Here is a 13129-nt window from a genome sequence, read left to right on the forward strand (position 1 = left end):
GACGACGACAATATTTTGTGTTTGTGTAGATGTGTTCCCATTACCATCATCGAAAGTCCAAGTTACAGATGTAGTACCTTGAGTAGAACTTGTTAAGCTATCTGATGTTGTCCCAGTAATAGTACCACCACAGTTATCTGTAGCAGTAGGAGCACTACCAGAGATGGTCGCAGAACACTCACCAGTGGCATCAGACAGTGCTGTCGCATCTGGTACAGGTGCTAAATTATCAACAACAGTAACAATAGCTGTGTCTGATGCAGAACCATTATCATCTGTTACGGTAAGAGTTACAGTATTTGCTCCAATATTTGCACATGTAAATGCCGTGGTATCGGTATTAAAGCTCAGTGTTCCTGTACCTGTACTACCGTTATTTACTGCATCTTCTGCTATCGTTGCATTACCAGTAGCATCTAAATTCACTGTTATATCTTGAGTTATTACTGAAGGACCAGCGGCAACATTAGATGAAAAATTTAAATTATCTATTGATATATCACTTGTAAAAGTGCCATCCGTAATTGCAACAAATCTTAATCTAATTATTTTACCATCGTAGTCGGATAAATCTGCGGATTGAGTTTTCCAAACAGCACCATTACTAGTCTGTTGTTCACCAATTAGAGGATTTTCCTGAGAAGTGTCTGTGTTTGGTACTACAATAAAAGGAGCACCGCCATCACTTACTTCTAATGATAAACTACCTGTTGAATTTAATCCAAACATATGATAATCAAAAGTGAAAGTACTATTTTCTCTTCCGGTCAAGTCAAAGCATGGCGAAGATAATATTGCGTTTCTAACAGGAGTAATATTACCAGGGGCAGAGGCTTCAATATATAAATATCGTGAACCATTAGAGGCGTTATTTGGTCCAGTTCCACCAGAACCAGTTGTTCCAGAATTATTTGTCCAATTTAAATCATCATCTGTGTTCTGAGTCCAATCTCCAGTAAATGTTGATGATGCAGTTTCAAAACTTTCAGAATAAGGATAGCTAGAAATTGTTTCGTCACAAAAAACTAAAGTATTGAACTTTACGGATTCAGAGAATGTTGAAACAGTACTATTACATCTTGTAGCCACCTGTAATTCATATTCTGTATTATTAATTAATCCCGATAGAGCCTGTGTTATATTATTTATATCAGTAATAACTGTCCAAGTCGAACTGCCTGTTTCTCGGTATCGTAAATCATAAGTAGATCCTGAAATATTTGACCAAGAAGCATCAGCTGTTGTAAAACTGATATTATCTAATTGAATGTTCTTTGGGGGTAAAGCAGCATCGCAAGGGACATCTAATTCTAGAATTCTAAAGTCGTCAAAATAAAAACCGCTAGGAGTAGAGGAATAGTTTTCTAAAACATTGCCATTATCACTTCTAAATCTAAATTGTATTCTAACATTTGATTGACCAAGTAGAAAAGAATTTGTTTCAGAATCAATAACTATTTCTTCCATTTTCCAATTGTCATACAAATCTCCATCGTATATTAATCCAGAACTATTTGAGTCTTGTTGCGTATTGCCATTATTTGAATGATCTGTTGTTGCTGTTGTGGCTGCAGGTTTTGTGTATTTACCTTCTAAAGGCTGAAATGCACCATTGTTTATAGAAGCTAGCACCTCAACAAAATCATAATTTCTTTCAATATCCCATTTTGCAAAATATTGAATAAGATAATCTGGATTTGTATTAAAATTATAAGAGTTTTGAGTTGTAATGGTTCTTGTTGTACTATTAGGATAAGCATTATTGTTATTTCCGCCAACTTTAATTCCTCTTGTGCCAGAATAAGCAGCTCCTGTTGCTGTAGCTGCAGTCCAAGTTCCAGAAGTGGTCCAGTTGCTTAATAAATCAGTATCAGGATTATCTTGAAAAAGTACAGTTGGTTTATATATTTTTTCGTAAGTCGCATCGTAAATGATAGCGCCTGTACTATTTGCTAACTCTACCTTGTATATTATACGTTCTTTAGGTTGTATGCTAGACGTTAAAGTTATTGAACTTGAAACTTCTGTTTGGTCTAATGAATTTAGGCCATTAATTGCTATAGTTGGTGTTGCTATAGATTGAATGTTTTGAATAGGTGTAATTGTCAATGTAAAATTCCCATCCGTTTGTCCAACTCTTTCTACACCAAACGTTAAGTCAGTTGTTAAGTTTGAGGCTGGTTGGCCACTTAGTAAGTTTGATGGTGTTAAGTCATGAAATTTTGCGTAGCGTCCACCATAATATGCATTCATTAGATTTATACGCATCATACGTTTTGCAATAGGAATTATATTGTTCCTAGTTGGCCAAAAACCTTGATTGGCACCATTGTTAGTAAACCCATTTCCTGAGGCTTCACTGCTTGCTCCATTTTCTGGAGTAGTAGCCAATATTCTCATTGGTGTAGTACCTAGACCATTAGGGACAGCGCCATATGAGCCATTATCATCTTCAGCACCACCTAACATCCAATCATCTGCAATACCATTTGCAGGTGGAAATATTGTTGCACCAGATACATATCTATTGTATTTGGTCATGTCTTCGTGCCACTTTTGCATTTCATCTTCTCTACCAGAAACAAATGATGGATTACCTCCATATGGATGCGGAATGGAATTGGCAAAAGTGTGCTGCCAAACAGCTGTTTTAAAGTTTCTTGATTCTACAAACTCCACAATTATTTTTGTTTCAGGCTCAGAAGCTGCTGCGGGACCTCTATAACCAGAACTTGTCGGGCTAGGAGAAGAACCAGAACCAGCACTTCCCCAGAAGTAATCAAAATTTCTATTCAAATCTACACCTCTGTTGTCAAGTGATGAAGAGTTTGCGTTTGGTCTTAAGTTTTTACGTTGCATACCACCACCAAAAGGTTGTGTTACTTCATTCCATTTTAATCCATCTGGATTTACTACTGGAATAAAATAAAGTTCGTTATTGTCCACTAATTCTTTTACAGCGGGATTGCAATCATAATTTTCAATTAAATACCACATAAAAAAGATGTTCCCTATCTGAGCACTTAACTCTCTTGAGTGAATCATCGAAGTATATAAAATTTGAGGTTTAGTTCCTTCTGCCGTACTAGATTCGTTACCAGTTATTCTAATATAATATATAGTTTGTGGGTCAAAACGTTGTGCTGTTGTTCCGACACCTATATAATCTTCAGGATTGCTTGCTGAGTTTTCAGGAAGCATATCATCATATAAGGGATTAGGAATTGTAGTTAGAGGGTTACCCCATGTTTTCATATTTAAAGTTCCAGAGGCATCGGCTTTTTCTGAAACTATATTTAGTCCTTTACTTTGAGAATAAGCACGCATTTCGTCGAGTTCTGTTAAAACTTGTGATATTGTTAGAGCGCCACCCATAGGCACTTCCGCGGAAGAAGTCACATCTGGAAAATTTAATGGTACATTCCAATCTTCTTCGGAAGCCCCAATATATTGCAGGTAATTATCAATGGTGTTTAATGCAACTGATGATCTCTGACTTAAGCCTTGACGGAATGCTAAAGTCTTAGCTCGCTCTGCTTGAAACTCTTGTTGTGCTCTAAATAAATCTTTAGTAGAGTTTTCTTGATAAAATTCATTTAAGTTATCTATAACGATTTGGTATGAGATATTATTTTCTCTTAATAGTTCAAGCTCTTCATTGCTAATGTCAATTGTAGATTCGTGATCATGATGTGTAGCACCACACCTTAAATCAATTCCTAAGTCTGCCAGTCTATTTACATTTGCTTGGCTATGGCTATTAATTTTAATTCTCTTATGAGTTTGTGAATTTGCGGTTTGCGCTAAGGCAAAAAATGCCAATAGAACAATGAGGGTAATTCTTTTCATTAGATTTGGGTTTAAATGAATTTGCGGCAAATATATAATAATATTTATAAAATAATCGATAAAAAGCAAAAAAAATAGATAAAGTGTAAAATTTATATATTTTATATGTTTCAAGTCAATTTGAAAAATGATTTAAAAGAAATAATAATTTATTTTTCTAGTGAATTAGTACGTTATGTAAATGTTTAAAAATAACCCATAAAAAAACCAGTACAATTTGTACTGGTTCTTATAAATATTAGTAGCGAGAACGAGATTTGAACTCGTGACCTCCGGGTTATGAACTCGCGTTATGAACACAATTTCAATGAATTGAGGCGCTATTTCTTTCTTTTTTTATCTAATATGTTCTAAATCGTGTTCAGTTTTATGTTCACATGATTGTAATGCAAAAGTAACATTTTTTAATTATTGATTTATCAATGTTGATAACAACGTCCACTCGAATTTTTTGTTTTCCGTTTGCAGCGTTTTCCAGATTTAGTTTTACCAGTACATTGACTAGCGACTGCTTTTTTTGAAGTTGTTGTTCTCTTTTCTTTCTTTGAAGTTAAAGACGTTGCATTTGATTTCTTTTTTGTATTGCTTACTGTTGGTTTACATACTTTACAAGCCAAGTATCCTAATGCTTTGGCTCTGTCTAATTTGATTTCTTTTTTAGAATACTTAAGATAACGGCAATTACTTTTATGGTATTTCTCGCCAGTTTTAGTGGTATAAACAGTTTGTGCAGATATACAATAACCAAAGGATAATGTTATGAAAAGTATGATGATTTTTAGCGACTTCATTCTTTAGATTTTTTCTTTTTCTTGTCTCGCCATTCCCAAGGAGCCATAGCATTTTTATCTTGCCAAAGTCCTATTTTGTTCCTTCTGGCATTATCCTCTAAGTCTTGTAAAATAGAATCCTTAGAATATTTTCTGTAATGCCATGCTAGACCATTTTTCACAAGCTCATGGCATAAACTTAGAGAATCATCATATATGACATTACTGATATAGCGTCTATATCTATCCTTTTTTAGTACGTTTAACTTTACAGTTTTACTAAAGATGGCTTTAGATACAAATTGTTTAGCAATATTAGAAAATGGTTGTTTACGTTCTGGGCAATCTATATTGGCTAATCTTACTTTTATAAGCGTAGAATCTTTGGTCAGTAGTTTAAACGTATCACCATCTGTTATAGCAACTACTTTGCCTGTAATAGTTTGCTTTTTTACAACCGCTTTGTCCTTTTTTGTGGTAACAAAAAGAAGTAGAAGAATGATTAGGAGTTTTTGCATTAGTATAAAAGGTTAGGCATTTCTGGGTATGGAACAAAGCTGTCTAATATCATTTGCAGATTATCTTTTAATAAGAAGCTACAAGAAATTAAAACAGTAACAACCAAAATACTGATCCCTAAATTATTGTTTTTAATCTCTTCGTAAATGTTTATTCCTTTTAAATAGCGTTTTGTGATTGCTATTACTATTGTGCAAATTACCAATGCCAGAACTAAGGCTATTATTAAAAGTATTGAAATATGTTTTGCAGACTCAATGGTATATTGCCACGAATTTAAACTGCTACCTAATAGTTTTAAGGTTGAAATTACAGGTGTAACTAAAACTGATATAATGTAAAAAACAGAGAAAACTATTCCGCCAGTAAAAATACCAAAAGCAGTATTGTAATTTTCAATATTATGTTTTTTGGCTATAAATCGTTTAATGAACCAAAGTGTTATAATCAATGCTATAATTGACAATAAAAGAAAAATACCAAAATGTATTAATCCTGTTTTAAATAGTTGCTGCTCCATAATTAATTATTGTTAGTTATTAAATGTACGCTCCATAAATCCATATTAGAAATTTCTGGATTTAAAACACCAGGCTCAAAACCTTTTGCTGTGGTTTCCCATGTGTAATAACGTTTTCCTTTTATACTTTTATAAATACCATTGTATGGCAAATTTATTGCTAAAATTGAATGTTGATAGGGTAAACTCCCTAAAACTGCAACGTCGTACCCAAATTTTGAAAGTATGGTAAACAATAAAACTGTACGTGTGTCGCAATCACCTTTTAAATTAGCAACAAATTCTACTGGTGCTTGTACACCATATTTAACATCGCCAATACAACATTCTTGGCATTTATATAATTGTTGTTTAATAGAGTTATCCTCGTATAAATTACTTTTACATTGTTCTTGTAAAACTAAGGCATAAGGAATGTCTTGAATGCAAGACACAACCATTTCTGCAAATTGCGTTTTATTAAGTTGATTTTTACGACTAATGCTATCAAAGGTTTTGATTACATATTCTAATTTATTCTTATCGTTATTAATTAAGGAATGGTATAATTGTGTCCATTGATAATCGTCATACAAGCGATAATTTGTTAAATTTCTATGTTGAAATGACGCATTAAAATCTGAAGATAACACACTTAAATTACCTCTATAAATATTTTGATTATAATCTCGCCAAACACGTTGATGACTAATTATTGACACACTATCTGTGAGCTTAGTTTGGGTTGTTGTTTCTTCTTTAACAAATTCTGTTTGATCTGGGATAATGTTGCCGGTTGAACGCGTCGAAGATTTTGTTACTACCGAATAAATGCCTGAAAGTATTGATATGGCAAACATAAATATCAGGAAATTAAAAAATAGTCTTAACAGCCACCCAATAATATTGATGATGCCATTTGCTAAAACAGAAACATAAGAGAATAGAAAATAAATTACTGTAATAACTGCTAGTAAAATTAGTCCAGGCAAACCTATTGCCGCAATAAAAGCAATACCCAATCCTATGATTATAAACCAACCAAAAATTTCAGAAAAATCAACACCTGACGGTATTCTTGTTCTGCCTTGGCTATCTTTTGGTTTTGTTGTATCTGGCTTATCAATTTCAATAGGTCTATATGGTTTACACTTGCATAGACTTGGTATTTTGTAGCACCAATCACAAACTTTAATTTCAGTTTCAAATTCTTTATCTCTAGTATCAATTAAATAGCCATAAACTTTACAAGAAAAAGTGCCAAAAGTTTGGTTGTCTTCTTTGACCACATCTTCAATATCGATGAATTGTACCTTTGGAGCATTGATTTTTAACCGAAAACCATCAAAATTATTTATTTGTTCATCGGTTATGGAGGTAACATTTTCAAACTGTTGCTGTAAAAAATGAGTTTCAGAATCGATGTCTTCATAATCCGATTCCGAAATAATTTCAGTATTTCTTATTTCGCCTTCATAGATATTGATATTGTAATAGCGTTCATTCTTAAAAAGTACTTTTTTACTGTCGAAATCACCGTAGTATTTCCCAACAAAATTGCCTTTAATATACGTTTTTCGTTCAACTGGTTTTATGACTTTAACTATCTTGGTTGCCATATAGATGTTTAATGAAATCGGTTTCTTTACCTATGTTACGATTGTCTTCAATTTTGACGGTATTAAAAGGCGGATTTTTATAATGCTCTATAACTTCAATTGCTCTACCTATAGATTTTTTGAAAATTAGAGGATAATGTTTTTTAAAAAAACTGTACTCATCTTCAATAATTTTATTTTGAATATTAAGCCGTTTTCTGTTATATATTCCTGAAGGCGTTACAGAAAACTTTAGAACAAAAGGCGTTAAGAATAATGAGACCAAAATGAGAGTTATCAGCCACATTTGTGGATGTTTAGAATTAACAAAAATGAGTCCTTTTATAAAATAAGGCGACGCATTTAGCAATTGCTCTGTTTCTTTTATTTGCTGCGTTTTATCCGCCTTTAAAAATTCAATTTTATCTGTAAGACTTTTTTCTTTAGTTTGATAATTGACCAAACGTTGTGTTTCAATTTTTACCCTAAAATCCTTAAGTGCTTTTTCTGTATTGGTTATTTCAGTTTCAAAATAAGTTGCTGTTTTATTAAGTGCTTTTTCAATTTTTTGCTGTTTTGCATCTTCAATTCCTTTTGAAAAAACAGTATCAAAAATGATAAGTTCTAATGGTTTTATAACCGTTAAACCTATAAGCATAATAAATACAAGCCTAATGCCTAAGGACACAAAATACCCGAAGCTATACTTTAATTTTTGAGAAGAAAGCGTAATAATATTTAGTCTATAAATATTAATAATTACCATAGTAAACACTAAGCCAATTATCCAAGAAAACACGGGTATTTTAAATAGCTTATTAAATGTGTAATGGTAAGATATAACGCTTAGTAAAAAGAGCACACAAATAATAATACCACTACATAAAAACCTGCTTTTGAGTTTGGCGTTGGTGTTATTAAGGACCTGTGCTTCTTCGCCAGATACCTTCCAAAAAAAATGATATAGTTGGTTGCTATCCTGCATTTAGGCTTCTGAGATGTAATCTTCTACATTTTGGTCTATGTTCTGTTTCTCTTTTTCTTTCCACTTTTCAATAATGTAATCACTAAGCTCTGTTTGCGCTTTAATCAGCATCATTTTTTCATCTACTTTTTTCTTTGCTTGGTGGTTAATAATAAGATTACGCTCTTGCCCTTTTTTATCTTTGTAATAATCGTACTTTATCTGTATGCCTTGGTCGGCCTTTAGTAGCTCATTAACGTTGTCCGACATATAATCGTAAGGGCTTTTTATAAGCATCATTTTAAAGAAAATCGGTGTTAGCTCAATAACTATAAACAATAGGGTTATAAAAAAAGTGATCCAAAAACCAGCGACTTCGTGTGCTAAGTGAATACGTTCTAAAAGACCGTCGAGACCACCAGCGACTTCTTTATTCTTTGCGAGTTCGGAATCTAATTCTGTTTGTAGTTTCAGCTTTTCTGAGTTTAACCGTGTGAGTTCGCTTTTATTCGTTTCATCAAAATCATCTAACTCTAATTCTAATTTATCTATTTGACTTTTCAGTGCTTTCGATAATGGTCCATTACCAGGCGTTGTTCCTGGTACCTTACCGTTTAACTGGTCACTATAATCTTGTTCTGCTTTTTTTATTCTTTCGATTAAATCAACTCTTTTAATTTCAATCTTTTTTAATCCCTTTTCAATTTCTAGAAATCTACCATCATAATTAGCTGTTGTAGCCTCTTCATATTCTTTTTGTTTTTCTAATTGCGTCTGATGCAACTCGGCATCAATCTCAGATTTAAACATCCTAATTTCCATAGGTTTAGAAATAGTTATAGCTATAACCAAACCCATAATAATACGTGGTATTGAGCCAGTAAATTCTTTCCAAGTTATTGCTTCTGTACCATCGCCTTTTCCTGTTGCTGCTACGATAAAGCGGTCTATATTAAAGATAATTAAGCCCCAAATAACCCCAAATATACAAGCCATTAAAGCCGTTGGTATATGCGTAGCATCATCTAAGGCAGAACCTTTGGGCTCAAAAATGGTGTAAACAGCGTAACCACCTGCCAAAGCTGCCATAAATCCTGTGGCTACAACAATACCACCTAAACAGGCGTATTTTACTTGGTCGTTGTAGGTGCTTCGTTTTAAGATGTAGGCGTCTGAACCAGCTGCTTTCCATAGCCATTGCATTACTTTTCCTGGCTTTGGACTGTGGTAATAATCTCTATTCATAATTATGGTTATTTAGTTGGTCTAAGGTTTGGTAATTATTTATAATGTCCAGTTTGTCGATTGGTTGTGGGCTATCTAAAACCTTTAGCTTATCAATTTTAGCTGAAATTTTTATAGGTTTAAATTTTATACTCGCTGTTTTATCTATTTTTTTTAAACCGAAATTGACTTTCTGCAATTTATTAAACTTGGGATTGTATTTTTTTACAGCAGAAGTTCTATGCTTTAAAAGTTTTGCCTCAATTTCTTTTTGTTTTAAAGCAACTACTTTTATGCTCGTTTTTTCAATTACCTTTCTATTAAAACCATAAACCTTTAATGAAAAATGGGTTTGATTTTCATCAACTTTAAAAATAAAATCTTGCGTATTGAGATGTACTTTTGATGTACCTTCAACAATGGTAAAAAGAGAGTTTTCTACGTCCCAAATTAATTGGTTAAGTGCTCCATTTATACAATAATTGTTTGTGGCTTTAAATGAATTGACTACTAGTTGTCTTTTAAGTATGACAAATTTAAAATACCTTAAAACCAAGATTGGCGAATATTTTAATAGTTGCAATGTTATGCTAAGCTTTTGTTTTGAAATAATCATCAATCACAAATTTGTTCGTCTAAAATTACATTATTCAAGCTTATAAACCGTAGCCGAGTAATAATCTACTTTCATGATACATTCGGTTGAATAACCTGCATAGCCAAAATAGCCTCTAAATTTTATGTATATGTTAGTGCCTTTTACCTCGTATAAATCGCCATCGCCGTCAGAAAGTTCTATTTTATAATCGCCTGAATCTACTTCGGTTTTGACATAGATGTAATCGATATCGTCGCCATCTTCGTCTAATGTGCCGTAATCTAATTCTACTTTTTTGTAAAACTCATCGACGGTGTAATTGTCTAAATCTTTTAGACTTTGAGAAAAAGAAAAACTAATAAAAAGAATTAATGTGGTGGTTGAAAATATGTATTTTTTCATCTCTATACTTATTTTATTTTTTATCCCAACCAATAACTTTCCCATCTTCAATCGTAATTTTTAAGGCATATCTATTGGTTCCTGTCTTTTGATATTTCCAAATTTCTTTTTTTCTTGTTTTTAAAACCTGTTCACTTATTTGCTCTGGTTTTCCTAGAGCGTCTATTAGCTGACCTTTGGGTTGTCCCTGCCAAAAAGAGCCTGACATTAGTTTCTCTACAAGAACTTCGTCCTTATATTTTTTCATTAAACGCTCTCTTTTTTGCTTGTCATTAATGTAAGTAATAAAGAAGATAGCAACGATAACTAGTATTATCCATATATACCAAGGCATAGTTTATTTATTTTAAGTTTTATCTATCTAAAACGAAGTTATTATACTCTGATTAATAAAGTTCTCTTTGAAGATTTTGTTAGACTTAGTAATTAAAACCTTCTCTCCATCTAATTCCATAATGGAGTAATGAGGATTACAATTTTTAACTCTAAACTTTAAAGCTTTTAAACCTGAAAATAATCCCTCAGACTTAGTTGTTTCATAAACATAATTTGAGCATGACTTTTTAAATAGACATTTTCTACGTCTATTTTTAGGTATTAAATACCAGTACAACTTGATAACTATTAAAAGGAAAACTTTCATATTATCCTTTACCAAAAACAACCATCTGATTTGATGTTGTATAACCAGCAGTTGCTCCTAATCCAAAACAACCTGTATTTGGCTGTACAAATGTTGTCACACTTTCTAGTCTTACATACTTCCAACCTTGGTTAGAATGATGCTCAATAATATCTTCTAACTGATTTGCAACATGACTCGAGTTTCCACTTTTTGAGTCTATTGATGCTACGAATGGTATTACTTTATATTCCATTTTATACTTTTTTTAATTAATAACATTAGAGATTGGGTGAGCATTTAAGTACTTTATTATATGGCTCAATGTATTTCCAGAATGCTTTTCCAGCACTATCTAAATAGTGCGATGAGTAATTAAATTTTGTGTTTAAATCTACTTGATATATGTTTTAAAGAGCTTGTAAATTTTACTAAAGCAAAATAGTGTGCATTGTAATTATTGTCAGTTACATCATAAAAAGTAACTTGTGAAATAGCATCACTATCATAACTGTACTAGGTACTGCCATAACTTTTAGACTTAACATAATCCATTAACTCTGTGCACGATTGTGCAGTAATTCTAGAAATTAATACCAATAAAAAAGTGGTAAATAAGATTTTTTCATTTCAATTATTTTTTAATTCCTCAATTTTTTCTTTCCCAGATTGAAATACTAATTCTAAGTCTTCATAATTCTTGACAAAAATTGTGTTGTCACTACCGTATTTTTCTAGTACTGCGTACCATTTAACTTTTCCCTTACCAGCATAATAGCCTATCTTAAATCCATCTTCTGTAATGAACTTATTTTCTAAATAATCTGCTGTGGTAGTGATATCAACTTCTGATTGCAACTTTAAAGTTTGTATGGCTTGTTGTACTTCTACAATATCATCATATGCTATTGATGCTGTCTTGGTATCATACTTTCCTGTTTTAGAAATTTGAAGAAAATATTGGATTTCATCTCCTGCAATAATCTTTCTTATTTTGGATGGTGCAACACTAGAAAAAGTAAGTTTTATACTTTGTAAATTATAATCTTCAAGCTTTATTATTACTCCAGTTTTAGATGCAAATTCTTGCATTTTAGAAACTCCATTTTTCTTTTCTTGACCATATCCTATAAGAGTGACTAATAAAATAATAATCTTAATACAATTTTTCATGAAAACTATTTTTTTCTTCGTTTTGGTGGTTTCAAAGAAGGTGTATTTCCTTGTGTTTCTTTATTGTCTCGTGCTCTTCTATCTGGTTTCCCAGTTGATTTGGCAATTCTTTTTGGTCCTGGTTTAAGTCCCATAGTTTTCAAATTTTAAGATTAATAATGCCCAAACCTAAAACCATTAAAAGAGTATTCCTTACGGTATTCCGTAAGGCTTAATTTTTTGACATAAAAAATATTTTTAGATAATTAAATAAGTCCCAAGTCTTTCATTTTGGCAACTAAGTGAATAGCGTTGTCTGCTTTGAACTTAATACGAAGGTTATTTAGGCGTTTTTCTATTGAGCTTACGCTACCAGGTGAGATATTGTTTTCAATAAAGTAACGACTAATACCCTTTTGGTCTAAACCTAAAGAAAGTTGTTTGGTAAGTTCAATATCATAATCTGTGATTTCTAAATCTAATTTTGAATTTATGGCATTTGCTACTTGCGGTGACAGGAAAGATTCATTATTGTATACTAATTTTATAGCTTCAGCCAATTCCTTTGAACCGTTTCTGTCTTTGCAGACATAGGCATTGACTTTATAGTTTTTGACTAAAAGCCGTACTTTCTGCAATTGGTCTTTCATAGAATATATTATGATGGACAAATTGGGAAAGTCTTTTCTTAATGCAGCAATTAAATCTTCACCAGATGTAATATCGCAATTACGATGGTCTTTTTTAAAGGATAGGTCAGTTATTAGCAAGTCATAAGGTTCATTATCATATTTAGCTCTTTTAATCTTTAAAAATGCATCATCACAGTATTGAGAATTAATAATATTGCTAACATCATTAGCTTTTAAAATATTAAATACACTAGTATTGATATCATCATGATCATCGACAATTAAAACCTTTTTAAACAT

At 32.1% G+C, this 13129-nt stretch carries 15 protein-coding genes; all 15 read right to left on the bottom strand.

What is annotated here, in order from left to right:
• Nucleotides 1–3849, bottom strand: a 3849-nt coding sequence (locus BTO05_RS14065) for a M14 family zinc carboxypeptidase (RefSeq protein ID WP_198295242.1), incomplete at its 3' end; no start/stop codon positions are given.
• Between the two features lie 419 nt (nt 3850–4268).
• Nucleotides 4269–4640 carry a hypothetical protein gene (locus tag BTO05_RS13905; RefSeq protein ID WP_157662492.1) on the bottom strand — a complete coding sequence of 124 codons (372 nt, stop codon included), beginning with the start codon at nt 4638–4640 and terminating at the stop codon, nt 4269–4271.
• Nucleotides 4637–5137, bottom strand: coding sequence for a thermonuclease family protein (locus BTO05_RS00450; protein WP_087490765.1), 501 nt, complete (start codon nt 5135–5137; stop codon nt 4637–4639). The genes BTO05_RS13905 and BTO05_RS00450 overlap by 4 nt, the downstream gene beginning before the upstream one ends.
• Nucleotides 5137–5658 (bottom strand): hypothetical protein, encoded by a 522-nt coding sequence (locus tag BTO05_RS00455; RefSeq protein WP_087490766.1) that lies wholly within the window; start codon nt 5656–5658, stop codon nt 5137–5139. The genes BTO05_RS00450 and BTO05_RS00455 overlap by 1 nt, the downstream gene beginning before the upstream one ends.
• A gap of 2 nt (nt 5659–5660) precedes the next feature.
• Nucleotides 5661–7256, bottom strand: a complete 1596-nt coding sequence (locus tag BTO05_RS00460) for a hypothetical protein (protein WP_087490767.1) — start codon at nt 7254–7256, stop codon at nt 5661–5663.
• Nucleotides 7237–8220: a DUF4407 domain-containing protein gene (locus BTO05_RS00465; protein WP_087490768.1), complete on the bottom strand. Its 984-nt coding sequence runs from the start codon at nt 8218–8220 to the stop codon at nt 7237–7239. Before BTO05_RS00465 ends, BTO05_RS00460 begins: the two co-directional genes overlap by 20 nt.
• Complete coding sequence (locus BTO05_RS00470; protein ID WP_232459758.1) at nt 8221–9444, bottom strand: DUF4407 domain-containing protein; 1224 nt, start codon at nt 9442–9444, stop codon at nt 8221–8223.
• On the bottom strand, nt 9437–10039 hold the full coding sequence (locus BTO05_RS00475) for a hypothetical protein (RefSeq protein ID WP_087490769.1): 603 nt from the start codon (nt 10037–10039) through the stop codon (nt 9437–9439). The genes BTO05_RS00470 and BTO05_RS00475 overlap by 8 nt, the downstream gene beginning before the upstream one ends.
• A gap of 30 nt (nt 10040–10069) precedes the next feature.
• Nucleotides 10070–10423: a hypothetical protein gene (locus tag BTO05_RS00480; protein WP_157662493.1), complete on the bottom strand. Its 354-nt coding sequence runs from the start codon at nt 10421–10423 to the stop codon at nt 10070–10072.
• A 13-nt stretch (nt 10424–10436) separates the two neighbouring features.
• Nucleotides 10437–10757, bottom strand: a complete 321-nt coding sequence (locus BTO05_RS00485; protein WP_087490770.1) for a DUF2845 domain-containing protein — start codon at nt 10755–10757, stop codon at nt 10437–10439.
• 27 nt (nt 10758–10784) lie between these two features.
• Nucleotides 10785–11066: a membrane protein insertion efficiency factor YidD gene (gene yidD, locus BTO05_RS14265; RefSeq protein WP_087490771.1), complete on the bottom strand. Its 282-nt coding sequence runs from the start codon at nt 11064–11066 to the stop codon at nt 10785–10787.
• A 1-nt stretch (nt 11067) separates the two neighbouring features.
• A complete protein-coding gene (locus tag BTO05_RS00495; RefSeq protein WP_087490772.1) occupies nt 11068–11301 on the bottom strand; it encodes a hypothetical protein in 234 nt (77 codons plus the stop codon).
• Nucleotides 11302–11675: 374 nt separating this feature from the next.
• Nucleotides 11676–12218 (bottom strand): hypothetical protein, encoded by a 543-nt coding sequence (locus BTO05_RS00505; protein ID WP_087490773.1) that lies wholly within the window; start codon nt 12216–12218, stop codon nt 11676–11678.
• 5 nt (nt 12219–12223) lie between these two features.
• Nucleotides 12224–12352, bottom strand: coding sequence for a hypothetical protein (locus BTO05_RS14220; protein ID WP_262508171.1), 129 nt, complete (start codon nt 12350–12352; stop codon nt 12224–12226).
• Nucleotides 12353–12463: 111 nt separating this feature from the next.
• Entirely contained in the window at nt 12464–13129 is a 666-nt protein-coding gene (locus tag BTO05_RS00510) for a DNA-binding response regulator (RefSeq protein ID WP_087490774.1), read from the bottom strand.

It is taken from the genome of Winogradskyella sp. PC-19 (assembly GCF_002163855.1).
In the GTDB taxonomy this organism is placed as follows: Bacteria; Bacteroidota; Bacteroidia; order Flavobacteriales; family Flavobacteriaceae; genus Winogradskyella.